General features: G+C 63.8%; 23 protein-coding genes. 11 read left to right on the forward strand and 12 right to left on the reverse strand.

The window, feature by feature from the left end:
- Positions 1-34 precede the first annotated feature (34 nt).
- Entirely contained in the window at positions 35-2284 is a 2250-nt protein-coding gene (locus PQ467_RS22460) for a TonB-dependent receptor (RefSeq protein WP_274176699.1), read from the reverse strand.
- Between the two features lie 605 nt (positions 2285-2889).
- Here PQ467_RS22460 and PQ467_RS22465 point away from each other — a divergent pair.
- Both PQ467_RS22465 and PQ467_RS22470 read left to right on the forward strand, forming a co-directional pair.
- Positions 2890-4128, forward strand: a complete 1239-nt coding sequence (locus PQ467_RS22465; protein ID WP_274176700.1) for an MFS transporter — start codon at positions 2890-2892, stop codon at positions 4126-4128.
- A gap of 70 nt (positions 4129-4198) precedes the next feature.
- Entirely contained in the window at positions 4199-6463 is a 2265-nt protein-coding gene (locus PQ467_RS22470; RefSeq protein ID WP_274176701.1) for a TonB-dependent receptor, read from the forward strand.
- 42 nt (positions 6464-6505) lie between these two features.
- Here the strand turns inward: PQ467_RS22470 and PQ467_RS22475 are convergent, their stop codons facing one another.
- Positions 6506-7093 (reverse strand): nitroreductase family protein, encoded by a 588-nt coding sequence (locus PQ467_RS22475; RefSeq protein ID WP_274176702.1) that lies wholly within the window; start codon positions 7091-7093, stop codon positions 6506-6508.
- A gap of 25 nt (positions 7094-7118) precedes the next feature.
- Positions 7119-7955, reverse strand: coding sequence for a nitroreductase family protein (locus PQ467_RS22480; protein WP_274176703.1), 837 nt, complete (start codon positions 7953-7955; stop codon positions 7119-7121).
- A 233-nt stretch (positions 7956-8188) separates the two neighbouring features.
- Here PQ467_RS22480 and PQ467_RS22485 point away from each other — a divergent pair, with 233 nt between their 5' ends.
- The 3 genes from PQ467_RS22485 to PQ467_RS22495 are packed head-to-tail and all read left to right on the forward strand — an operon-like array spanning position 8189 to position 11444.
- Positions 8189-9523 carry an LLM class flavin-dependent oxidoreductase gene (locus tag PQ467_RS22485; protein ID WP_274176704.1) on the forward strand — a complete coding sequence of 445 codons (1335 nt, stop codon included), beginning with the start codon at positions 8189-8191 and terminating at the stop codon, positions 9521-9523.
- Positions 9520-11085 carry an FAD-binding protein gene (locus tag PQ467_RS22490; protein ID WP_274176705.1) on the forward strand — a complete coding sequence of 522 codons (1566 nt, stop codon included), beginning with the start codon at positions 9520-9522 and terminating at the stop codon, positions 11083-11085. Before PQ467_RS22485 ends, PQ467_RS22490 begins: the two co-directional genes overlap by 4 nt.
- Complete coding sequence (locus PQ467_RS22495; protein WP_274176706.1) at positions 11082-11444, forward strand: 4Fe-4S dicluster domain-containing protein; 363 nt, start codon at positions 11082-11084, stop codon at positions 11442-11444. Before PQ467_RS22490 ends, PQ467_RS22495 begins: the two co-directional genes overlap by 4 nt.
- A gap of 45 nt (positions 11445-11489) precedes the next feature.
- Here PQ467_RS22495 and PQ467_RS22500 read toward each other — a convergent pair whose 3' ends face one another.
- From PQ467_RS22500 to PQ467_RS22530, 7 genes are read right to left on the reverse strand one after another with little or no spacing between them, the layout of a single operon-like run.
- A complete protein-coding gene (locus PQ467_RS22500; protein ID WP_274176707.1) occupies positions 11490-12464 on the reverse strand; it encodes an ABC transporter substrate-binding protein in 975 nt (324 codons plus the stop codon).
- The gene (locus PQ467_RS22505) at positions 12461-13795 is read right to left on the reverse strand and encodes an LLM class flavin-dependent oxidoreductase (protein ID WP_274176708.1); all 1335 of its coding nucleotides are present in this window, start codon (positions 13793-13795) and stop codon (positions 12461-12463) included. Before PQ467_RS22505 ends, PQ467_RS22500 begins: the two co-directional genes overlap by 4 nt.
- 34 nt (positions 13796-13829) lie before the next feature.
- A complete protein-coding gene (locus PQ467_RS22510; RefSeq protein WP_274176709.1) occupies positions 13830-14936 on the reverse strand; it encodes an LLM class flavin-dependent oxidoreductase in 1107 nt (368 codons plus the stop codon).
- A gap of 17 nt (positions 14937-14953) precedes the next feature.
- A complete protein-coding gene (locus tag PQ467_RS22515) occupies positions 14954-16180 on the reverse strand; it encodes a rhodanese-like domain-containing protein (protein ID WP_274176710.1) in 1227 nt (408 codons plus the stop codon).
- Entirely contained in the window at positions 16177-16797 is a 621-nt protein-coding gene (locus PQ467_RS22520; RefSeq protein WP_274176711.1) for a cysteine dioxygenase, read from the reverse strand. Before PQ467_RS22520 ends, PQ467_RS22515 begins: the two co-directional genes overlap by 4 nt.
- Positions 16794-17594 (reverse strand): ABC transporter ATP-binding protein, encoded by an 801-nt coding sequence (locus PQ467_RS22525; protein ID WP_274176712.1) that lies wholly within the window; start codon positions 17592-17594, stop codon positions 16794-16796. Before PQ467_RS22525 ends, PQ467_RS22520 begins: the two co-directional genes overlap by 4 nt.
- Before the next feature lie 4 nt (positions 17595-17598).
- The gene (locus PQ467_RS22530; protein ID WP_274176713.1) at positions 17599-18390 is read right to left on the reverse strand and encodes an ABC transporter permease; all 792 of its coding nucleotides are present in this window, start codon (positions 18388-18390) and stop codon (positions 17599-17601) included.
- A gap of 285 nt (positions 18391-18675) precedes the next feature.
- Between PQ467_RS22530 and PQ467_RS22535 the strand changes: the two genes are divergently transcribed.
- Together PQ467_RS22535 and PQ467_RS22540 are read left to right on the forward strand one after the other, a co-directional pair.
- Positions 18676-19509 (forward strand): LysR substrate-binding domain-containing protein, encoded by an 834-nt coding sequence (locus tag PQ467_RS22535; protein ID WP_274176714.1) that lies wholly within the window; start codon positions 18676-18678, stop codon positions 19507-19509.
- Positions 19510-19617: 108 nt separating this feature from the next.
- Complete coding sequence (locus PQ467_RS22540; RefSeq protein ID WP_274176715.1) at positions 19618-20295, forward strand: peroxiredoxin-like family protein; 678 nt, start codon at positions 19618-19620, stop codon at positions 20293-20295.
- A 34-nt stretch (positions 20296-20329) separates the two neighbouring features.
- Here PQ467_RS22540 and PQ467_RS22545 read toward each other — a convergent pair whose 3' ends face one another.
- Positions 20330-21061: a c-type cytochrome gene (locus PQ467_RS22545; protein WP_274176716.1), complete on the reverse strand. Its 732-nt coding sequence runs from the start codon at positions 21059-21061 to the stop codon at positions 20330-20332.
- Positions 21062-21225: 164 nt separating this feature from the next.
- Between PQ467_RS22545 and PQ467_RS22550 the strand changes: the two genes are divergently transcribed.
- Genes PQ467_RS22550 through PQ467_RS22565 form a run of 4 tightly spaced genes read left to right on the forward strand, consistent with a single transcriptional unit; the run spans position 21226 to position 23713 of the window.
- Positions 21226-22056: a hypothetical protein gene (locus PQ467_RS22550; protein ID WP_274176717.1), complete on the forward strand. Its 831-nt coding sequence runs from the start codon at positions 21226-21228 to the stop codon at positions 22054-22056.
- On the forward strand, positions 22053-22481 hold the full coding sequence (locus tag PQ467_RS22555) for a DUF6152 family protein (RefSeq protein ID WP_274176718.1): 429 nt from the start codon (positions 22053-22055) through the stop codon (positions 22479-22481). Before PQ467_RS22550 ends, PQ467_RS22555 begins: the two co-directional genes overlap by 4 nt.
- The gene (locus PQ467_RS22560) at positions 22478-23296 is read left to right on the forward strand and encodes a hypothetical protein (RefSeq protein ID WP_274176719.1); all 819 of its coding nucleotides are present in this window, start codon (positions 22478-22480) and stop codon (positions 23294-23296) included. The genes PQ467_RS22555 and PQ467_RS22560 overlap by 4 nt, the downstream gene beginning before the upstream one ends.
- Positions 23297-23308: 12 nt before the next feature.
- On the forward strand, positions 23309-23713 hold the full coding sequence (locus tag PQ467_RS22565) for a DUF6152 family protein (protein WP_274176720.1): 405 nt from the start codon (positions 23309-23311) through the stop codon (positions 23711-23713).
- A 90-nt stretch (positions 23714-23803) separates the two neighbouring features.
- On the opposite strand, the gene PQ467_RS22570 is transcribed toward PQ467_RS22565, so the two are convergent.
- On the reverse strand, positions 23804-24280 hold the full coding sequence (locus PQ467_RS22570) for a DUF6644 family protein (protein WP_274176721.1): 477 nt from the start codon (positions 24278-24280) through the stop codon (positions 23804-23806).
- Between the last annotated feature and the right edge of the window lie 12 nt (positions 24281-24292).

The following is a 24292-nucleotide window of genomic DNA, read 5'->3' on the forward strand; positions in this document are numbered from 1 at the left end:
GGCCGGGCGGTTTTGGCCGCCCGGCCCGGTATTATCAGAAGTTCAGGCTGGCGCGCAGCCCGCCATAACGGCGGAAGTCACGCGGAAGCACCGCCTGCGTGGTGATGGCATTGCCCCACTGTCCATTGTTATTGATCAGCGAGGGGTAATATTGCTTGTCAAACAGGTTGTTGACGAAGAGAGCCACTTCCCAGCGGCGATCCTCGGCGCGAACGCCAAGGTTCAGGTTCACGATCTGATAGGCTTTCTGGAAAGTCTGCGGATCGCGAGCCGCATAATAGACGCTGCTCTGATGCTGCACGTTGACCTGCGCCAGACCGCGCAGCCCATTGCCGAGTTGCGGCGTATATTCCGCCGTTGCCGTCATCTTGAACTGCGGCGCCTGAACCGCGCGGGTGCCGGTCAGGTTCTGGCTGCGAGGGCCGCCCGGCACTGCTGCCAGCGGGCAGCCTTGATCAGGCGTCTGGCCCGTGTAGCACTGCGCCACCGGGAAATCGACATACTTGGCATCAAGAATGGCCAGCGAGGAATTGAAGTTGAAATCCGAGTTGGGGCGATAGCCCGCGTCGATTTCAACACCATGCGTGCCCAGCTTGCCCACGTTGGTCAGGCGGAAGTTGGTCGTGCCATCGACCAGCGTCTCGATCGTCTGGGCCTGAAGGTTCTTGTAGCTCGTGTCGAAATAGGTGACGTTCAACGTGACCTTGCGGTCGAAAAGCTGGCTGCGCACACCAAATTCGATATCGCGCGAGGTTTCCGGCTTAATCGGGCCGGCCGCCGCACGGTTGGCGTTGAAACCGGTGGTCAGGTCATAGGTCTGGCCTTTGTAACCGGTCGAATAGGTCACGAAAGCATTGATGCGCGGGGTAAATTCATAACGCGCACTGATGCGGTAGGTCGCGGCGGTATCCTCGGCGCTGCCGTTGAAGCGAGCGTTGTTGGCCTGAATATCGTTGAACGTATAGGCGATCTTTTCATTCTGCACGCGACCGCCGCCGGTCAGGGTCGCCTTGGGCATAAACTGCCAGTCGGCCTGCACGAAACCGGCGATCTGGCTGGACTTGGACGTGGCGTTCCAATTGGCCTGCGAGAAGGCCGGGCCGCGATAGAAGGGGCGCTCAAAGTCCACATTCGCGTAATAGGCTCCTAGGGTATAGTGGAAAGGCTTGCTGCCGTCGGAGAGCAGGCGAACTTCCTGGGTAAACAGCGTGGATTTGAACGTGCCGATCTGAATATTGTTGAAGCCGACCGCCGCCGAGGAGGTTTCGTCGGAGTCGAAATAGTCGTCCAGACGGAACTTGTCATAGGAGGTGATCGTCACCAGCTGATGGTCGCCCAGCGCGAATTCGCCGCGCAGATTGCCGCCACCGCCCTGATACTTGGTGCGCGAGGTGTAATTGATACTGACGTTCTGGTTCAGCGGGCCGACCACAACGCCGGGCAGCACCTGATCGATGGTCTGACCAGGGGTGTTGCGATACAGGGCACCGGCAGCCTGCGCAATGATCGGACGACCAATATTGGTGTTGCCGTTCATGTAGTTGACCGAGAGGGTCAGCTTGGCATCGCTGCTCGGCTCCCAGCGGACCTTGGCGCGGATATTGCCCGCTTCACGGCCATTGAGTTTCTGGCCGTTATACAGGTTGCGCACATTGCCGTCCCACTTGGAATAGGAACCCGACACGACATAGCCCACCGTGGGGCTGATCGGGCCGGAGACGCTGAAATTGGCGCCATATTCCTGATCAGTGGTGCCCACGACATTGGCGCGCACCTTGAGCGTATCGGTCGGATTGCGCGTGATAATATTGATCAGACCTGCCGAGGCGGCCTTGCCGTACAGGGTCGATTGCGGACCGCGCAGGACTTCGATGCGCTCCACATCGGGCAGGTCGGTGAAGGCGCGGGCCTGAAACGCCATCGGCACTTCATCGACCAGCACAGCCACGCTGGGCTCGACGCCGATGCCGAAGGCGAAAGTGCCGACGCCGCGCAGCGAGACGTTGGCATTCACCGGATGCTCAGCCGGGCGGATGGTCAGCGACGGCGAAACCGCACCCAGATCCTGGAAGTTGCGCACCCCCGCAGCCTGCAGCTGAGTCGCACCCAGCACGGAAACGGCCAAGGGCACGTTCTGCACGTTCTCGGAGCGCTTTTGCGCGGTAACGATGATCTCGCCGGTGTCCGGCTTTGCCTCGGCGTTCTGCGCATGCGCAGGACCGGCCAACAGACCAATTGCCGCCGCGAGCGCGGCAACGCACACGGAGTTATGGAAGCTCTTCATACCATCCCCTGATGATGCCGGACTGAATCGTCCTTTTTGTTTCGAGAGCCGTTCTACATAATGGCCTGACCAAATGCAAGACCGGTTTGGCATGTTGAGTTGGAATGGCCTTATGATTGGTAAAAGAGAAGGCCAAGCAGATGTTTGGCCGAAATCGCCTGCCGGATTCGCGCTCGCGACGCATCATTGCGCTTTGTCGGCCATGTGCGATTAGAGATCAGATCGAGCATAGCGCTGATAAAATTAGAGAACTTTCACAATCTTCTTCGTCTGCAGCTAAAAATCACGTATGCCGACGATATCCGATGCTTAGGCCGCAGCCTCAGGAATCGTAAAAAAGGACAGGATCGACACCGGCCAAGGACGTTGCACAAATATCACTGGTCATTATTATCCAACCCTGTGGTATGTTCAGCAGGCCGAACAAGGCCATTGGCTGGCGATCCGATGCAGAATCCCCTCACCATGCGAAGCCGACCAAGCCTGTAGGTCAGACGAGCGACGATGAGATTGGCCTGATCAACCGGATTGCGCTGAGCCTATACTCTACTGGTACAGTAGAAAAACTTGCTGGCGATGAGCGTCGGCGGTGATATGCCCGGCCCATGACTGCCCGCCTTTCCCCATTTCGCCGCAATCTGCTCTTTGCCCTCGCCTTGTCGGCGGGCATCCTCAATTTGGTCGACCGCCAGATCATCGCCGTCTTGAAACCAACCATCGCCGCCCAATTGCATTGGAGCGACGATGATTACGGCACGCTGGCCGCATGGTTTCAAACCGGCGCGGCCTTTGGCTTTCTGGCGGCGGGCTGGATTGTGGACCGGGTCGGGGTGAAATGGGCCAATCCGCTGGGGGTGGCCGCATGGTCGCTGGCGGCGATGGCGCATGGCTGGGTGCGGTCGATGGCGGGCTTTACCGCCGCGCGCATCGCACTGGGCGCGACCGAGGCGATGGGGACGCCCTCCAGCGTGAAAACCATCGCCACGATTTTCCCCGCGCATCTGCGCAGCGCCGGTTTTGGTCTGTCCAATGCTATGAACAGCATCGGTGCGGTCCTGGCGCCATTGGCCATTCCATTTGTGGCGGCCGAATATGGCTGGCGCGCGGCATTTCAAATGGCGGGCGCGGCGGGTCTGGTCTGGGCGGCGCTGTGGCTGGTGGCGGTGCGTGGCGTAGATTTGCGCGACGAAGTGGTGCGGATCGCGGGTGGACGCCTGTTCTTTGTTGAACGGCGGACATGGGTGATCGCCGTGGCCAAGGTGCTGTCCGATGCCACATGGTGGCTGCTGCTGTTCTGGATGCCGGACTACTTCCATCGTCAATTCGGCTTGTCGGGCACCGAATTGGCCGCGCCGCTGGCCGTGGCCTATGGCGGGGCGGCGGCCGGGTCGCTCGTCTCGGGCTTAGTCTCGGCGCGAATGCTGGGGCGCGGTGTGGCGGTCAATGCCCTGCGCAAGGGCGTCATGCTCGCCAGCGCGCTTTGCGTGGTGCCCGTCCCTCTTGCGCTGCACAGTGCATTGGTCTGGCAGGCGGTGGCCATCATGGCTCTGGCATTGGCCGGTCATCAAGGGTTTTCGACCAGCCTGTTCGCCCTGATCGCCGATATTGTGCCCCGCGAAAAGGTGGGCCGCGTAACCGGTTTCGGCTCGTTTTGCGGCAATCTGGGCGGGACGGCCATTTCCAAGATCAGTGGCCTCGTCCTGGCTGCAGGGCTCGGCTATGCGCCGCTGTTCGGCTTTGCGGCGGTGTCCTATTTGTTGGCCTTGGGCTGGATCCATCTGCTGATCGGCCGGATCGAACCGGTGGAAAATCAGGGTGATGCATCCTCAGCTTTTGGCCACTAAAGATCAAGTTTCTTTCTCTACTCATTTGGTTGACTAATAGGCGGGGCCAAGGTTCATAACGGAGGACACCATGACCCGCCCCCATACGCGCAGCCTGCTGCTGGCCAGCGCGCTTTTCCTGCCCGCCGCCCCCGCCCTGGCGGACGAGGCCGCGCCCGCGACCCAGACCGCCCCGGCCGAGATCACCGTGACCGCGCGCTATCGCAACGAAACGCTGCAACAGGTACCGATTGCGATCACCGCCGTTTCGGGCGCCTCGCTCAACGATCGCGCGCTGCATAATCTTCAGGATCTTTCGGCCACCGTCCCCTCGGTCGATTTCCGCAATGGTTCGTCCAACAAGGACCGTACGATCTTCATTCGCGGCGTCGGCACGATCTCGACCTCGCCGGGGGTTGAACCCTCGGTCTCGACGGTGCTGGACGGCGTGGTGCTGACCCGTTCGGGCCAATCGACGCTGGATGTGGGCGAAGTCGAGCGCATCGAAGTGCTGCGCGGGCCGCAGGGGACGCTGTTTGGCAAAAACGCCAGTGCGGGCGTCATCAGCATCGTCACCAAAGGCCCCAGCGCCCGCACCGGCGGCTATGCAGAAGCCACCGCCACCACCGATCAGGAATATCGCGCCAAAGCGGGCATCACGGGCGCCATTGCCGATGGTGTTAATGCGCGGATCGACGGGCTTTACACCAATTTCCGCGGCAATGTGGACAATCTGAACACCGGCCACAAGGTCAACGGCTTTGAACGCTATGGCGCGCGGGCCAAGATCGAGGCCAATCCCACGCCTGATCTGAAACTGCTGCTTCAGGCCGATTATCTGCAATCGCGCGACACGGCCGTCGGCGTCTATACTTCCTCGGCCCAGACCGCCTATCCCACCGGGACGGTCACGGACAACGCCGCGCTCTCGGGCTTTCTCTCGAGCGTGGGCATTACGCCGAGCGCGAGCAACCGCCGCGTCAGCAACAATTTCGACACCGATGTGCGCGACAAGAACGCAGGCGTGGGCCTGACCGCCGACTGGTCGCTGCCCAAGGGCTATACGCTGACCTCGATCACCGCCTATCGCAATTGGAAAAACCATCAGCATCAGGACTTTGACGGTATTTCAGCCGTCAGCGCCGCGATCCCCCAGGGCGAGGATTACGGCGATGTCTCCTCGCGCCAGATCAGCCAGGAATTGCGCCTGACCAGCCCCAAGGGCAAGTTCATCGACTATGTCGTGGGGGCCTATTACCTCAACGCCAAGACCGACGAACGCTATCAGCGCCAGATCACCCGCGTGGTCTCGGGCGCCAATGTGGCGACCACGGGCGTGGCCTATTATGGCGTGACCAACAACAATTACGCGCTGTTTGGCGAGGCCAATTTCAACTTCACCAAAAATTTCCGCGCGCTGGCCGGTTATCGCTCGGTGTGGGATGAATTGAGCTATTACCACAACCGGACCTCGACCAACGATCCGGCCAACGCAGGCACGGGCGCGGTGACGGGCATTCAGGGCTATCACAGCAGCACGGGGCGCACCTCGACGCGCGGCGATGCCTATCGCTTTGGCCTGCAACTCGACCTTGGCGACCATGCCCAGACCTATGTCACCTATTCGCGCGGGTATAAGGGTCCGGCCTATAACGTATTCTTCAACATGCTGGGCCGTGACGAGATTTCGCTCTCGCCCGAAACGTCAAAGAGCTGGGAAGCGGGCATCAAGGGTTCGGCGCTCAATCGCCAGATCACCTACAGCCTGGCCGCCTATACCACTGACTTCAACAATTTTCAGGCCAATTTCAGCGATCTTGTCGCAGGCGCCATCGCCACCCGCCTGATCAATGCCGGGACCGCCAACAGCCGGGGCATCGAAGTGGATCTGGGGCTGCACCCGATCCCGGGCCTCAGCTTTGACACCTCGGTGGCCTATAATGACGCCAAGGTGCTGCATTTCAACTGCCCGGTGGGCGCGGCCAGCAGCTGCAACATCGACGGCAAGCCGCTGCCCTATGCGCCCAAGTGGAAGCTGTATGAGAATGTGACCTATCGCTTTGGCGTGGCGCAGGGCTGGGATCTGGAGCTGCAAAGCGATGTGACGCTCAAGGGCGCCACGCAATATCAGCTGACGCAAACCCCCAGTTCTATCCAGCCCGCCTATGTCCTGCTCAACGCCAGCGTGGCGCTGCTGGGTCAGGACAATGGCTGGCAAGTGCGAGCCTATGTGAAAAACATCGCCAACCAGCATTATTCGAACCTGCTGGGCAATGGCGCCATTGCCGGGACCAGCCGCCTCGTCCCCCGTGACGATGTGCGCTATGGCGGCATCCTGCTCCGCAAGACGTTCTGACAGCGAGAGGGGCGGCGTTGAAAAGCGCCGCCCCTTTTCGCCTTAGCCCGGAAGCGACCCGGCAAACGCGATTTCATCCACGCTCAAACGCGGGCTGGGCTGTTCGCGCGCCTGTAGCGCCTCGGGCAGATCGCCCGCATCCCCGCGCCAGCCCACGGCCACGGCCACCTCGACCTTATAACGCTCGCCCGCGCCGGTCGCCTTGGCCGCCGCTTCGGGATCGAAACCGGCCATCGCATGGGTCGACAATCCGCGCTTGGCCCCTTGCAGCGCCAGATAGGCCCATGCCGCGCCCGCATCGAACGAGTTCCACTTGGCGGGCGTCGCCTCGCTGGCCCCCGGCGCGGTGATCTGCTCGTCCGACAGGACATAGAGCAGCGCCCCCGCCTTGCCCGCCCAGCCCGCGTTGAACGGCAGCAGCGCGCCGACAAAAGCATCCCAGTTCGCATCGCCGCGCAGCGCATAGGCAAAGCGCCAGGGCTGATAATTGAAGGCCGAGGGCGCCCAGCGCGCCGCCTCGAACAAAGGCAACAGGTCCGCCTGCGTCACCTCCTGCGGCGAATAGGCGCGCGGGCTCCAGCGCGCGAGGATGTCGGGGTCGATCGGGTGTTCGGCCTTACGGATGGTCATGCAAGCTCCTGTTTCAAAACAAATCTCACTTCAGGCCAAAGCCCAGCGCGCGCAGCGCCGCCTTCAACCTGTCACGCCCGTTCAGCGCGGCCGCCGAAGCCCCCCGCCCCAGCACCAGCGCGCGCCAGCCCACCGGGTCCTGCCCCTGCTCTTCCTGAAACGCGCGGGCATCACGGTCATACTCGGCAATCGCGGCGCTTTGTCCAGCCAGATCATAGCTCTCGCGATGCAAAACCACCGATTGCGGCAGGCGCGGCTTGACCGCAGCGGCGCGCGTGGCATCGGCCCAGCCCACCACCAGCCCGAACACCACCGCCGCGCGCGGCGGCAGTCCGATCAGTTTCGCCACTTCCTCGGGATGATTGCGCATCGCGCCGATATAGACCGTGCCCAGCCCCAAAGATTCGGCGGCAATCACCGCATTTTGCGCCGCCAGCGCGGCATCCACCGCCGCTACGGTAAAGCTTTCCAGATAATCAAACCCCTCGGACGGCGCCCCCGCCTCATCCGCAATCAGCCCGGCGCGCGCCAGATCGGCCACGAACAGCAGGATCAACGGGGCATGTTCGATATGCTTCTGCCCGCCCGCCAGCCGGGCCAGTTCCTTGCGCTTTTCCTCATCCTCGACCGCCACCACGCTCCACAATTGCAGGTTGGACGAGGTCGCCGCACTTTGCGCCGCGGCAACCAGCGTGGGGATCAGATCGGCGGGCAGAGGATCGGGGCGAAAGCCGCGCACACTGCGATGGTCGAGCAGGCGGGCGATGGTGTCATTCCAAAGAATGCGCTCTGGCGCGGCGGAGCGATAGCGGCGCGCCAGCGCATCATGGGCTGCCTGCGAAACGGGGTCTTCTAGCGCCATGGCGCATCTCCAGAAATTGATCCTTGGCGCGTGGAAATAGCGCTGCGCCGTCCTGCCGTCTATTGATGCTAGGGGGCGCTCCTATTGATATTTCTGTGCTTATCCCGCCTGTCGGCCATGCCCCTGTCAGCCACGCCCGCCACTTCTCATAAGCCTATCAGCAGCTCTCGTTTTCATCGCGTGGCATCCGGCCCCATCCTTGGCGCCATTCAGCCATCGCGAAGGAACCAGCCATGAGCCAGACCCGCCAACTCCACCTCGGCGCCATTCTCGAAGGCGTCGGCACCGATCAGAACAGCTGGCGCGATCCGGCCTTGCCCGGCGATGCCAGCATCAACATCGACTGGTATATCGAGAATGCCAGGAAGGCCGAGGCCTCGCTCTTTGACCTCGTGTTCATCGTCGATTCCCCGTATATCACGCCGGACACCGCGCCCCATTTCCTAAACCGGCTCGAACCTTTAACCCTGCTCTCGGCGCTGGCCACGCATACCAGCCGGATCGGTCTGGTCGGCACGCTGACCACATCCTATTGGGAACCCTATAATGTCGCGCGCCAGTTCGGCAGCCTCGACCATATCAGTCGGGGCCGCGCAGGGTGGAATGTGGTCACCACCGGGCTTGAGGGCGCGGCCCGCAATTACGGCCGGGAAGACCATTTCGACCACGCCGAACGCTATGACCGCGCGCTGGAATTTGTCCGCGTGGTGCAGGGATTGTGGGACAGCTATGAGGACGACGCCTTCCCACGCGACAAGGCGGGCGGCGTGTTCCTCGACAAGGCCAAGCTGCACAAGTTGAACCACAAGGGCAAATTCTTCCGCGTCGATGGCCCGCTGGCCCTTCAGCGCAGCGCGCAGGGCCAGCCGGTGATCTTTCAGGCCGGCGATTCCGACGCTGGCCGCAACCTTGGCGCGCAAATTGCCGAGGGCACCTTTGCCTCCGCGCAGGATATCGAGAGCGGCCAGCAATATTACGCCGATCTCAAATCGCGCGCCGCCGCCTTGGGGCGCAATCCCGATCATATCGTCGTCCTGCCCGGCCTGTTCCCCACGCTGGCCGATACCGACGAGGAAGCCCAGCGCCTTCATGCCGCGCATGAGGAAGCGCTCAGCCTCGACAAACTGCTGGTCCAATTGGGCCGCGCCTTCAACTATCACGATTTCCGCCAGTATGACCCCGACGCCCCCTTCCCCGATCTGACCGGCGTCACGCTCAACAGCTATAAGGGCCATGCCGAAAAGATCATCCGCGTGGCGCGCGAAAAGGGCTATACCTTGCGCGAGGCGGCATGGCACCTTGGCCGCTGGAAATCGCCCTTCATTGGCGGGCCGGAAACCGTTGCCGACGAAATCGAGCGCTGGTTCATCGGCCGCGCCGCCGACGGGTTCAACCTGCGCGTCACCAACCCGCGCGATTTCCAGATCTTCCGCGAGCGCGTGGTGCCCATCCTGCAAAAGCGCGGCCTGTTCCGCACCCGCTATGAGGCCGACACTTTGCGCGGTCATCTGGGCATTCCGGTGCCGGAAAACCGCTATGCCGCGCCGCTGGCCGAGGCTGCCGAGTGAGCATCCATCTGGAAACCGATGTCCTGATTATCGGCGGGGGCATGGCGGCGGGATGGGCCGCCATCGCCGCCGCGCAGGGCGGGGCGCGGGTGATAGTGGCCAACAAAGGCTATATGGGCACCAGCGGCGTCACCGCGACGGGTGGCCCCAACCATTGGTGGGTGGCGCCCGATCCGGCCCGCCGCGATGAAGCCATCACCCGCCAGCGCAGTAAGGCGCAGGGGCTGGGCGATCCGGAATGGATGGCGCGCATTCTCGACCTTACATGGCGCTATTTGCCCAGCCTTGCCCCGCATTATCCCTTTGGCAGCGATGGGGCGGGCGGCACCTATTATTCGGGCGTGAGAGGATCGGAATATATGCGCGCCCTGCGTTTGGCTGCTCTGGAGGCTGGCGTGACGGTGTTCGATCACCACCCCGCCATCGAACTGCTGCGCGATGCCGAAGGCCGTATTGCGGGCGCGCGCGGCCATGCCCTGCGCGCACGGCAGGATTGGGAAATCCGCAGCCACACCACCATTCTGGCCACCGGCGGCAATGCCTTCCGCTCGGGCCTGATCGGCAGCCGCACCAACACCGGCGATGGCCAATTGATGGCCGCTGAGGCGGGGGTGGCCCTGTCGGGGATGGAGTTTGGACCAAGCTGGTCGATCTCGCCCGCATGGGCCTCGACCCGCACGCTGCCCTATACGGGCGCGGTCTATTATGATGCCGAGGGGCAAGAACTGGACATTCCGCCCCCGCGCGCGGCGGGCCATGCGCATCATCGCGCGCTGAGCCATGCGATGCTGGCGGGGCCGGTGCTGGCCGACCTTTCCCATGCGCCCGAGGCCCTGCGCCCCATCCTGCGCCGGATACAGCCCTTTACCCCCGCGCCGTTCGAACGGCGCGGCATCGACCTGTTCCGCGATCGCTTTCCGGTCAAACTGTTTGGCGAAGGCACGATCCGGGGCACCGGCGGCCTCGACCTGGCCGATGCCGAATGCCGCACCAGCGCGCCGGGCCTATTCGCCATTGGCGATGCGGCCACGCGCGAACTCGTCGCGGGCGCGAACAGCGGCGGCGGGGCGGTCAATTCGGCATGGGCGCTTTCCTCTGGCCGCATCGCCGGAGCGGCCGCGGCGCGCGAAAGCCTGAAGCGCAAGGGCGTCTCGGCCCCAGTCCAAGGGCTGGGCCGGGTTGCCATCGCCCCGCAGCAGGGCGAGCGCGCCATCGACGCATCCGCCATCCACCGCGCCGTCGATCATGAAATCCATGGCTATGCCCATGTCTTTACCCGCGAAGAGGCCAGTTATGCCGCATCGGGCGCAAGGCTTGAAGCCATCTGGCGCGAACTGGCCAATCATGGGCGGGCCAGCGGCGCGGAACTGGTAGCGTTGCGCGAAACGGCGGCGCTGGTGGCCGGGGCGCGCTGGACCATTGCAGCGGCGCGGGCGCGCCGGGAAAGCCGGGGCCTGCACCAACGCGCCGATTATGCCGAGGCCGCAGGACCCACCCACCGCCAATTGGTCAGCGGACTGGACACCATCCGTCTCAATGCACAACAGGCCGAATTCGCATGATCGCCCAAATCCTTACCGACAAATGCAACAATTGCGCGCAATGCGTCAGTGTCTGCCCCACCTTTGTGCTGGACGATGGGCCGCAACATCCCGTCATCGCGCGGATCGAGGCCTGCCAGACCTGCTATATGTGCGAACTTTATTGCGACCAGAACGCCATCTATGTCGCTCCCGATCAGTTTGGGCCTGAACCTGAGGGGGATCCGACGCCGCATCTGGGCGTGATCCGGCGCGACCATGGCTGGGACCGGCCCGGTGAGGCGGGACACCTGGATGAATATCGCAAGCTTGGGCCCCTGTTGGGCGCGGGGGCGGAGATCGCTGCAAAGCGGTATCAGGCGCAGCGCAGCCGCGCCTGAAAAGATGCGCCGTGATGCCAATGCCCGGCATCACGGCGCTTTTCCTTATGCCTTGGGCAATTGTGACGTCAGCACATAGCCATCGCCCACCGGCCGCTTGGCCTGCAACGCACCGGCGCGCACGAAAGTGTCCAGAATGCCCTGTTGCCGCGCCACCAGTTCGGGCGTGATCGGCCCATCCACCACCGGCGAGCGTTCCGCCGTGGTCTGGGCAATCGCCAAGGGCAGACCGGTTTCCTTGGCCAGCACCTTGGCATATTCACCCACATGGGTCTTGCGCCATTCCATCGCGCGCGCCTCGCGGGCCAGAAAATCAACCAGCAGATCCGATTTGTCGCGCAGGACATTTTCATGGACCACATCGAACGAACAGGCATCGAACAGATCGCTGCCATCGGCCAAGATGCGATCGCCCGCGGCCTGCCCGGTGGGGACGTAAGCCCCCCAGGTGCTCCACGCATCGACCGCGCCCGAGCGCAGGGCCGCCGCCGCATCCGAGGGCGTCATGAAGATCAGTTCGGCCTCGCCCGGCTTGATCCCGGCCTGCTCAAACACCTTGAGCGCGAGAAAATGGCCGATGCTGCCGCGCCCGGTCACAATCTTGCGACCTTTGAGATCCGCCGGTTTGCGAACCGGCGATGCGCCCGGCACCAGAATCGAGAGAATGCCTGCCGGGCGCGGATGCGAAACCCGCGCGGCCACGGCCTTCAACGGCTTGCCGGTCTGATAGGCGAAGAGGAAAGGCGCATCGCCAATCAGCCCGATGTCGACCGCATCGGACCCCAGAGCCTCCAGCAAATGCTGGGCGGCGGGAAATTCGGACCATTCAACGCGATAGGGCGCGCCCTCCAGCACGCCCGAGGCCAGCACCAGCGCCTTGGTCCCGCCCTTTTGCGAGCCGACGCGCAGCACCTTTTCACCGCCGCCGCGACAACCACCAAGTCCGCCGGCAAGCGCAAAAGCCCCCGCCCCCAGCGCGGCCAAAGCGCCGCGCCGGTTCCACAATGCCGTCTCGATCATGCCGCGCTGCGCTCCGATCGCGCGGCGGTGTAGCGGTTGACCGGCTTGTCCAGCCCCAGTCCCTCGCGGAAGGTGGTGCCGGTGTAATCGGTCTTGTAGATCCCGCGCGCCTGCAGGATCGGCACGACCTGATCGACAAATACATCGAGTTGGCCGGGCAGCGATTCAAACATGTTGAACCCGTCGGAGGCGCGCGAATCCAGCCATTGCTGGAAACGATCCGCAATCTGTTCGGGCGTGCCGGTAAACTCGCTGCGCGGCGTGGCGGCGCGCAGGGCGATTTCGCGCAGGGTCAGTCCCTGTTGGGCCAGCGCCAGAATGCGCTCCGAGGCCGACTGGTTCGATTTATAGCCCTCGACCGCGACCTCGACCGGGAAGGCGCCGTCGGGATCATAGACGCTGAAATTATGGTCGTTGAACGAGCGACCCAGCGCACGCAGGGCGTTTTCAAGGCTGACCAGACCGGCCAGTTCCCCATGCAGGCGCTGCGCTTCTTCTTCCGTGCTGCCCACAATCACGCGGGCGCCGGGCACGATATAAAGCTGGTCGGGATTGCGGCCAAAGCCGCGCGCCCGCGCCTTGACATCGGCATAGAAAGCCTGCGCTTCCTCGATGTTTTCCTGATGGGTGAAAATCGCCTCGGCCGACTTGGCGGCGAAATTGCGCCCGTCCTCGGACGATCCGGCCTGAAAGATCACCGGCTGTCCTTGGCGTGACCGCGAGATATTGAGCGGGCCTTTGACCGAGAGGAACTCGCCCTTGTGGTTCAGCTCGTGCAGCTTGTCGGGATCAAGGAACTGGCCGGTTTCCTTGTTGCGCACCAGCGCATCGTCTTCCCAGCTGTCCCACAGGCCCTTGACCACATCGAGATATTCCGCGGCAAGGGCGTAGCGCGTGTCATGGGCCAGATGCTCGGACTTGCCGTAATTGGCCGCGCTGCCCTCAAGCCACGAAGTCACGACATTCCAGCCCGCACGCCCACCGCTGATATGGTCGAGCGAAGCAAACTGGCGCGCCAGATTATACGCCTCGGTATAGGTGACGGTTGCCGTGCCGACCAGACCGATATGCTCGGTAACGGCGGCGATGGCCGACAGGATCGTCAGCGGTTCAAAGCGGTTAAGGTAATGCGGCGAGGAACGCGCATTGATCGAAACGCTGTCGGCCACGAAGAGGTAATCGAACTTGCCGCGCTCGGCGGCCTGCGCCTGACGCTTGTAAAAGGACAGGCTGGTGGAGGCATCGACCTGCGCATTGGGATGGCGCCAGTCGTCCCAGCCGGGGCCGACGCCGTGCAGGATGAAGCCGAGGCGAAGTTGACGTTTGGACATGAGAGATTTCCTTTTGGAATGCGGGGGATGAGGTTCAGCCGGCCAGAGCGGCGGATTGTCCTGCACGCTCTGCAACCTTGGCACGCACCAGCGGCAGCAATTCGCGGCCATAGAGCAGCGCATCGTCGAGCGGTTCAAAGCCGCGGATGAGGAAATGGTCGATGCCGATGTCGAAATAGTCGAGCATGGCGTCGGCCACCTGTTCGGGCGTGCCGACCAGCCCGGTCGAATTGCCCTGCGCCCCGGTCAGCGCGGCAACGCCCGTCCACAGCCGGCCATCGCGGCGGTTGCCCTGCGCGGTCTGCAACAGGCGCAGCGAGCCTTCATTGGGCGGGCGGTGGCCGGTGGTGGGCAATCCTGCGGCCTCGCGATGGGTGCGAACCTGATCCTCGATCTCGGCGGCGCGCTTCCACGCGGCCTCTTCGGTATCGGCAATGACCGGGCGCAGCGAGAGCGAGAAGCCGGGACGGCGCCCATGTTTCGCCGCCGCATGGCGCACGGCCAGCACATTCTCGCGCACCTGCTCCAGCGTTTCGCCCCACAGCGCATAGACATCGGCGTGGCGGCCCGCCACCTCGATCGCCTCGGGCGAGGAGCCGCCGAAGAAGACCGGCAGGTTGTCCGGCTTGACCGAGGAGAAGGCCCCGCGCGCCTCATAAAACCGTCCCTTGTGGTCGAAAGGCTGGGTCGCGGTCCATTCGCGGCGCAGAATGTCGATATATTCGTCGCTGCGCGCATAACGCTCGGACTTGACCGTGTTCACATCGCCATCGCGGGCCATTTCCTCATCCGCCCCGCCGGTGATGATATGCACCGCCACGCGCCCGCCCGACAATTGATCGAGCGTCGCCAATTGCCGCGCGGCCAGCGTGGGCTGGGTAAAACCGGGGCGATGGGCGACGAGGAAGCCAAGGCGCGTGGTGATCGCGGCGGCATGGGCGGCCACGATCTGGCTTTCCGGGCTGTTCGAGCCGAAGGGGATCAGCACGCGGTCGAAGCCGACCTCCTCCTGACCCCGCGCCGCAGCATCCACATAATCGCGGTCCAGAATGCGGCTGCGCACCGGGGCGTGGATTTCCGAGGCATTGTTGAAGCCGATATAGCCGATGAACTTGACGGCATCAGAGGGGTTTTTGGACATGGAAATTCTCCGCAAAATCAAATGACAAAAAAGCCGTGGGTGCCGTCGCGCTCCAATTGGGCGACAAGGCCGTATTCCCAGTCGAGATAGGCCTGCATGGCAGCGGCCGCGTTATCGGTGCCTTCATAGGGGCGCTTGTAGCGACCCTCTGGCCCGCGAGGGGGCGGCGCGGCATCGGGGCCGGTTTCGCTGTGTGCGCCGCCTTCCAGCACGTAAACCTCCCAGCCCAATTGCGCCAACCAACTGGCGGTCATGTCGGCGCGCGGGCCAAGGTCATCGGCCAGCACGATGCGCGCACCGCGCACGGGCGCGAAGTGGTCGGTTTCCTGCACCAACTGTCCGCCCTGCGCATTGCGGAAGCCGGGGATGTGGCCTGCCGCATAATCCTCGGGCAGGCGCACGTCATATTGGTAGAGCGTGCGGGTTTTGTCGGCGCGCAGGTGGTCCAGCTCCTCGGGCGTGATCCGCTTAACGCCCGCGCGATAGGCCACTTCGCGCGCCTTCTGGCGGGCTTCCTCCACCAGCGGCGCATCGGGCAGGGCGGCGCGGCGCGCTTGCCCGGTTTCGAGGCTTTGCCCCGCCAGAGTCCAGCCGATCGTGCCGTTGCGCAAAGCATAGATCCGGTTGGGCAGGCCAGCGTTCACCAGCGATTGCGCGCCGATGATGGAGCGCGTGCGGCCCGCGCAATTGACGATGATCGTGGTGTCGGGATCGGGCGCTGCGGCGCGGGCGCGCAGCACCAGTTCGGCGCCGGGGCTGGAGATGCCGCCCGGAATGCTCATCGTGGCATATTCGTCAAACCGGCGTGCGTCGAGGATCGCGATATCGGCCTTTTCCTCGATCAGCGCCTGCACATCCTGCGCGGGGAGCGAGGGCGTGTGGCGGCGATGTTCGACCAGTTCGCCAAAGGCCTTGGAGTAGCTGTTCACATCCTCGAACAGCTCGTAACCGGCGCTTTTCCAGCCCGACAGGCCCCCCGCCAGCACATCGACGTTGGTAAAGCCCAGCGCGCGCAGATGGGCCAGTGCGGCCTCGGTCAGATCCTCGCCATTGTCATAGACGACGATGCGCGTGTCCTTGCGCGGGATGCGCCAGGCGGCCTCGACATTGATCCGACGCAGCGGGATTTGGGCGGCAAACAAAGGATGGCCCAGCGCGAATTCGGCCTCCTCGCGCAGGTCGATCAGCGCGATTTCCTCGCTCGCGATCAGGGCCTTGCGGATGTCCTTGGGGGTAACACTCATTTGGATCGGTCCCACAGATTGGGCACCAGCGCATTGGCATAGCCCGAGATGAACAATTTGGCCTCGCCATCCGGGGTGAACGTCGAGCGGCGGACCGCGCCGATATTGGCGCCGTAAACGTGGATCGAAATCGAGGGCGCATCCGGCAGGGCATTGCGCACCTGATGAATATCGCCGCGTGCCGGGCTCAGGGCCTCCACCTCGCCGGGATTGAGCGAGAGCGGAGGCCCATCCGGGGCCAGCGAGCCATCACTCTGGCGGCGGAAGCCTTGGGATTCCTCGCGCCCGCGCAAAACGCCGACAAGACCCCAGACGGTGTGATCGTGAATCGGCGTCCCCTGCCCCGGGCCCCAGACGAAGGAGACGACGGAAAAGCGTTCGGCGCTGTCGCCATGGAGCAGATATTGCTGATAACGCTCGGGCGAAGGGGCGGCAAAAGCCTCAGGCAGCCAGTCGTCATGGGCCACCAGAGCGCGCAGCAGCGCGCCGCCCTGTTCAAGGATCTCGGCCTCATCGGATGCCCGGTCGAGCAAAGCGGCCAGCGCGGTGACGAAATCGCGCAGGCGGCCAAGGTTGGCTGACGTGTTGACCGGGTGGTCCAGAACCGCCGCGATCATGCCGATGCCCCTTGCGTGAAAGGCATGATGCTGGCGCCAACGTCGACGGCGGACAGAACATGCTCGGAGGTGACTTCGCAGCCCAGATGACCCAGCAGACGCTGGCGCAGCACGCGGCCCACATCGCCGCGCTCACCGCGCTGGGCGGTGATATGCTCCTCGGCCACGATGCGGCCTGCGTCCAGCACGAGGATGCGGTCGGCCAGCGCGACCGCCTCGTCCACGTCATGCGTGACCATCAGGATCGCGGGGCGATGAACACGCCACAATTCCAGCACCAGCGCGTGCATCTTGATCCGCGTCAGTGCGTCGAGCGCGGCAAAGGGCTCGTCGAGGAGCAGCAATTTGGGTTCGCGCACCAGCGCGCGGGCCAAGGCCACGCGCTGTGCCTCGCCGCCCGAAAGCGTCAGCGGCCATGCGTCAAGACGGTGGCCAAGGCCAACCTCATTGAGGGCCGCCTCGGCGCGCTCGCGCACCCCCGGCCCTTTCAGGCCCAGCGCAACATTGCGCCACACCTTTTTCCACGGCAGCAGGCGCGCATCCTGAAACACCACGGCGCGGCTGTTGGGGATCAGCACATCCTGTCCCACCACACTGTCCAGCCCGGCGAGTGTACGCAGCAGGGTCGTCTTGCCCCCGCCCGAGCGGCCCAACAGGGCGACAAATTCGCCCGGCGCAATCGACAGGTTCAGCCCGTCGATGACCGTGTTGGCGCCAAAACTGCGGGTGAAATCGCGCAGGCGGACGACCGGTTCGGGAATGGGAAAAGCGGCGGTAAAATTGGTTTCGGCCAGCATGATTTCAGCCTTTCGCAAGTTGGGGGCGCCAGGCCAGCGCCCGGCGTTCGATCAACCGCACCAGCCCGTCCGCGCCAAGACCCAGCGCCGCATAGACCAGCAGGCAGACCACGATGATATCGGTGCGCATGAAATCGCGGGCGTTGTTGACCAGATAGCCAAGGCCCGCCGAGGCATTGATCTGTTCGGCGACAACCAGCACCAGAATCGACACCGAAAGCGAATAGCGCAGCCCAACCAGCAGCGAGGGCAAGGCGCCAGGCAGGATCACATGCCAGATCACCTCGGCGCGGCTCAGGCCAAAGCTGCGCGCGCCTTCGATCAGGCGGACATCGACGCCGCGAATGCCCGAATAGAGGTTGAGATAGACGGGAAAAATCGAGGCAAAGGCGATCAGGGCTACTTTGGGCGTCTCGCCAATGCCGAACCACACGATGAACAAAGGCGTCAGCGCCAGCGTCGGGATCGTGCGCTTGATCTGCATGATGGGATCAATGGCGGCCTCGCCCTGACGCGACAGGCCCGCGGCCAGCGCCAGCGCGATCCCGATCGACAGGCCGATGACCAGCCCCACCACCACGCGCAGGAACGAGACCCACAGATTGTCCGGCAGCTCGCCGCTGGCCAGCATATCGAGCAGCGTGCCGATCACGGCAGAGGGCGCGGCCAGCGTGCTTTTGGGAATCAGGCCAAGGCGCGAGCCGGCCTCCCAGAGGATGAGGAAAACCAGCGGGGAGACCCAATGGCCTGAAAAGAAGGCGGTAATACGCCGATGAAGCGGGTTGGGTTGGGGCATGTTCAAAGCTCGTCTTGGCGGGAGAGCTTCAGCAGAACCCCAAAACTCTACTCGATCAATTGAGTTATTGGCGGCACCTATAAGCGCTGCTCATATCAGCCGCGCCGGATCGCGATTTATGCAGATTTATGACCTAATTTCAGCATTATAAGCATGATATCCCGACCGAATAGATTTGCTTTTGCATGCCTTATCTCTACTATTTTGATTGACAATAAGCAATCAGGCATAACACCCCTCAATTCCCCACGGCGGCCCCCCGCCAACCATCATCCGAGGACCGCAATGCCCGTCAATTTGCCCACAAATCTGCTGCGCAGCTTCGTCGCCATTGTGGACACGGGCTCGATGCTCAACGCCTCGGAAAAGGTGTTCGTCACGCAAAGCGCGCTCTCGCTCCAGATCAAACGGCTGGAAGAACTGCTGCAACAGAACCTGTTCCATCGCGAAGGCCGCCGCCTGTCCCTGACGCAGGCGGGCGAGTTGATGCTCGATTATGCGCGCAAGGTGCTGATCCTGCATGATGAGGCGGTTTCGGCGATCACGGCGGGCCATTTTGCGGGTCCGGCGCGCATCGGCATGGTGCAGGACTTTGCCGAAACGCTGCTCTCGGGCCTGCTGGCGCAATTTGCCGAACTGCATCCCGATGCGCAGATCTATTCGCGCATCGCGGGCACCGCCGAATTGCTGGCCCAGCTTGAGCGGCGCCAGCTTGACATCGTGCTGGGCTTTGCCGCCGCCAATGATCCCAATGCCATCGCCTATGCCGCGATGGAATGGTACGGCAAGGCCGATCTCCTGCGCCAGAACGTGCTGCCGCTGGCCGTGCTCGAACCGCCCTGCCGCTTTCGCGAGGCGGCGATCCGCACGCTGGAGGATGCGGGCGTGCCCTATCGCATCACGGTCGAAACGCCCAATCTGACCACGCTGCGTGCGGCGGTCGATGCGGGGCTGGGCATAACCTGCCGCACGCATTTGTTCCTGAGCGAGGAGCCCTTGCAGATCGAGCATCTGGCTCCCCTGCCCCGCGTCTCCTGCGTGTTGCAGACCGCCGCCAGCCTCGACCCGGCCACCGCCCGCCTGGCGCAACTGGCGCGTGAGATCGTCGTCGCGCTCTAGTCGCTTATGACAAATCTTAAACCCTCGCGCCCCGCTTCTCACTGTCCGCCGGGGGCGCGGGGGGATTATCGCTGGCCTCCTCGAACCCGCAAAGAGAGGCAGATCAGCATGGCCCACCCCACCCTCCACCAACTCTACGCCGAGCTTCAGGCCGAACGTGAGCGCACATGGGCGCCCGAGCAACTGGAGCGCAACGCCTCGCAGCGCCGCTCGCTGGTCGCGCGTTTCGATCCCGCCGCCTATCCCCAGCCGGGTCAGGTGATCGCCCCCTTCACGCTTATCGATCAGGACGGCAAGGCCCTCACCCGCGATGAATTGGTCGCCCACGGCCCGGCGGTGCTGGTGTTCTTCCGCTTTGCCGGCTGCCCGGCCTGCAATCTGGCCCTGCCCCATTACAACCGCCACCTGTGGCCCGCGTTGAAGGCAGCAGGCATTCCCCTCGTCGCGGTCAGCGCGCAAAACCCGGTGGATCGCTCGATCATCAACCGTCATGGTCTCGACTTCCCGGTGGCCGCAGACCCTGATTATGCGCTGGGCCGCGCGCTGGGCATCACCTTCCTGCCCGACGATCAGCCCGCGGTGAAGCCCGGCGACAACTGGATCGGCGCGACGCTTGGCACCAACAGTTATGAAATCGACCAACCCGCCGTGCTGATCCTGAACGGCGACGCCACGGTGCGCCGCCTGATCGTCAGCCCCGATTGGATGGACCGCCCCGAAAGCGAGACGGTCCTTGATCATTTGCCCGAGGCGCGATCCGGGGATTTGGCGGCCAACGCGGCCTGATGCAAAAGGGGCGCGGCAATATGCCCGCCCCTTTTCAATTGTAATGCAGCGTCTTGGCCTGCGACAACACATAGGCGGACAGGATCTTCGCCTCTGTCACGCTGATCTTTCCGGCAAAGGCGGGGGAAGAACTTACCCGCCCCTCGCGCACGGTCTGGGCCACCGAGGCGCGATCCCGCCCATACAGCCATGTGCGCGGCCGCGTCAGATCCGCCGCCCCGGTCGCCGGATCGCCCCAGCCCTGCAGCGTGTGGCAATCATAGCACCCGCCCTCCACCTCAAATGTCTCCTTGCCCAGCGGGATCTGCCTGGCATCAAAGGGCTGGCCGGAAAGTTTGAGGACATATTCGGTGACGGCGGCAATCTCGTCCGGCTCAAGGCTGTGGCCGACCCCGCGTCCGGGCATCGTGGGCCAATTACGCGTTTTGGGGTCGGGCGCGCGTATGCCGTGCAGGATGGTTTGCTCGACATCGCTTGCCTGAATATTGAACGTATCAATATCCTCGCCGCCAAACAGCCAGCGGTCATCGGTCAGGTCCGGCGCATGAGCGCCCGGCGCGCCCTTGAGATCCGCACCGTGGCATGACGCGCAGTGGCGGGCAAACAGCGGCGGGGCCAGCCGGATCGCCTCGGCGCGCAGGGCCGGATCCTGCCATATCGCATTGGCCGAGGCGGCCTCCAACGCTCGGCTGGGCCGCTCCGCGCCGCAAGCGGCCAGAGCCGCGAACCCGGCAAAAGCCAACAGGGAACGAGTGGGGTGTCGCATCGCCAGTACTTTCATCGCTTGGGAAATCCGCCCGAACGCTAGGGCGCAGGACCGCCGCGTCCACCAAGTTTTCCTCATGAGCTTTGATGAAAATCTGAATTAACCTTGGGCGCGGGATCGCTAAAGCGATATTCTCAATCATTGCGATAGAGTTTGGCCCAACCATGCTTCCTCTCCTTCCCGCGCTGCTGGCCGCAGCACTGCCCGCCCCTGATGCCGCCAATCCGGCCCCAACGCGCGCGGCATGGGCGGCCATCGCCGATCTGCCCGATCTGTCGGGTGTCTGGACGCCGGGGCCGCTGGACAAATACGCGCCGGGCAACACCACGGAGCCGCAATGGCGCCCGGAAATCGCGCCGGTCTATGCCCGGCTCAAACAGCTCGACGCCGAGGGCAAGCCGCAGAACATCTGGGTCAATTGTTTGCCCGAGGGCCTGCCCTCAAGCTGGACCCAGACGCTCAATTCGGTCGAATTTCTGCAAACGCCGGGCCGCATCACCATTCTGGGCGAATTGGACGGCAACCGCCTGCGCCGGGTGTGGACCGATGGCCGCCCCCATCCTGCCGACCCGGACCCCACCTTTTCAGGCCATTCCATCGGCCATTGGGAGGGGCAGATGCTGGTGATCGACACGGTGGGCTTTCTGCCGCAAGTGTTCATTTCCACCGGGCAAGGCGTGGGCATTCCCAACAATGGCGACATGCATGTGGTCGAGCGCATCACGCTGACCGGGCCGAACAGCGCCCGTGTCGATCTGGTGGTCGATGCGCCCCATGTGCTGGCCGCGCCATGGCATGCCACACGGTTGCTGACCCGCCACCGCGAGCGCACATTTGATATGGTCGAAAGCTCATGCCGACAGGGCGATTTTATCGAAAGCACCGACAAGGACGGTCTCGCCATCTTTGCCCCGCTGCCCAAGGACGAGGGCGGGGCCACCCTGCCGCCTGATCAGGGCGCGCCCTTGCCCGCGCCTGCCAAGGAGAAGAAATGATGATCTCTCGCCGCCTTTGGGGCAGCCTTGCCGCGCTTGGTCTGGCGCTGGGCGCGGGCCTGACCCCGGCCATCGCGCATCACAGTTTTTCGATGTTTGATCCGGCCAAGCCGATGCAGTTCGAAGCCACGGTCCAGAGCTTTCAATGGACCGCGCCCCATGCCGTGCTGTGGGTTCAGGCCGGACAGGTGGGCGCCTATGGGCCGGGCCTGTGGTCGCTGGAATTGCCCACCAGCCCCGCCAATCTGGCCAAGATGGGCTGGAGCCGTACGGTGGTAAAGCCCGGCGACAAGGTGATCGTCTCGATCAACCCGATCCGCGACGGACGCCGCGCGGGCCAGTTCAAAAAGCTGACCATCGCCGCCACGGGACAGGTGCTTGAAGCCCTCAACATCCCCGGCGCATCGCAGCAGCCGCCCAAATGATGCGCCCGACCCTCTTTGCGCTGGCACTGACGCTGGCCGCGCCCGCCTTGGCCGCTGCGCCCGATGATCCGATCACCCCCGCCCCCACGCCAAGGGACTGGCAGGAACTGGCCCGCCGCCCGGATTGGAGCGGTTCGTGGTTCCCTGTGATCTCGGACCAGTTTGCCCAGGTCACCACCAATCCGCCGCCATGGAAACCGGAGGTAAAAAAGCAGATCGACTATTGGGACGCCGAGGAAAAGGCGGGCCGCCCGCGCGGGCTGCTGCTCGATTGCCTGCCGCATGGCGTGCCGAGTTTTTACCTTATCACGCATAATTCGATCGAGATCCTCTCCACACCGGGCCGCGTCACCATCCTTGGCGAGAGCGACGGCAACCGGCTGGTGCGGATCTGGACCGATGGTCGCAAAGCCCCGGTCGACCCCGACCCCAGCTTTCACGGCTATAATATCGGGGTCTGGCAGGGCGACACTTTGGCGGTTTCCACCACCGCGATTCTGCCCCAGACATGGCTGGCCGTGTCAGAAGCGGTGGGCATCGCGATTGGCGAGGGCGCGCATGTGGAGCAGCAGTTCCACCTGATCAGGCCGGACACGCTGGCGGTCGATCTGACCATCACCGCCCCTGCCGTGCTGACCCACCCATGGCAAACCCGCCGCCTTTTCACCCGCAAGCGCGCGCGCAGTTTCGAGATCGGCGAGGGCGTTTGCCGTCAGGGCGATTTTGAGGAAACCACGGACAAATGGGGCAATCCGGCATGGCGCCCGGTGGCGCAATCGGCCGACGGCAATGCGCTGGCGCCCCCGGCCAAATAAGGAGCAATGGCGATGTTGAAGAAGATCCTGTCCACAGGCGCCCTGGCCACCGCGCTGGCCATGGCGGCGCCCTCGCTGGCGCATCACAGCTTTGCGATGTTTGATCAGGGCAAAGTGGTCAATCTGCGCGGCACGATCAGCGCCTATCGTTGGGTCAACCCGCATGTCTCGCTGTTTGTCGATGTGCAGGAAGGGCCGGTGAAGCATGGCGTCTGGGCGGTGGAGCTGACCAGTCCGGGCAATCTGACCCGGCTGGGCTGGAGCCGCCAGTCGCTCAAGGTCGGCGACAAGGTCGATGTCGAGGTCAACCCGCTGCGCGATGGCGCGCTGGGCGGCGGCTTCCGCAAGGCGACGATTCTTGCCACCGGGCAGGTTTTGCAGGCGCGGCTGGTCGAGATCGAGAAGCCGGGCGGCTGAAGACAATTCCCTCACGCGGCGCGGTTACTTCTCTTTCCCGCGCCGCGTCCCGCCAGGGGCGGATGCCACACCGGCATCCCCCCCTTTTTTTCAGAGCGTATAGCCGATCCAGCGCCCGGCAATGACAATGCCCAGCCAGAGCGTCAGCGAGATCGCACCCGAAATCCGCGGAACAATCGAACCGCCCTCGGCTAATTTGCGCTGGGCAAACAGGTGGAACACCAGCGCATTGATCCCGGCCAGCGCGAGCAGGCTGAATTTGACCGCGAACCAGAAGTTTTCCGAATAACCAATCGGATTGGCAAAAATCAGCACGCTGCCGCTGGCCAGAGCAAGGCCGAAGCCGACCAGCGTGAAGGGCACCAGCCGGTCCAGCACCTCCTGCGCGGTCCCGCGCGCCGGGCCCACCCCGATCAGCCGCAGATCCACCAGCGCGATCGAGCCGATCACCAGCGAAAGCGCCGCCACATGCAGCGCCTCGACCGTGCCGAACAGCCAGTTTGAATCCGCCAGTTCCAGCGCCAGCGGCGTTTCCGAAAGCCACAGGGCCACAGATTGAAGAGACATCAAGATAACCTT

Origin of the sequence: Novosphingobium sp. KACC 22771, assembly GCF_028736195.1 — a bacterium.
GTDB lineage: Bacteria > Pseudomonadota > Alphaproteobacteria > Sphingomonadales > Sphingomonadaceae > Novosphingobium.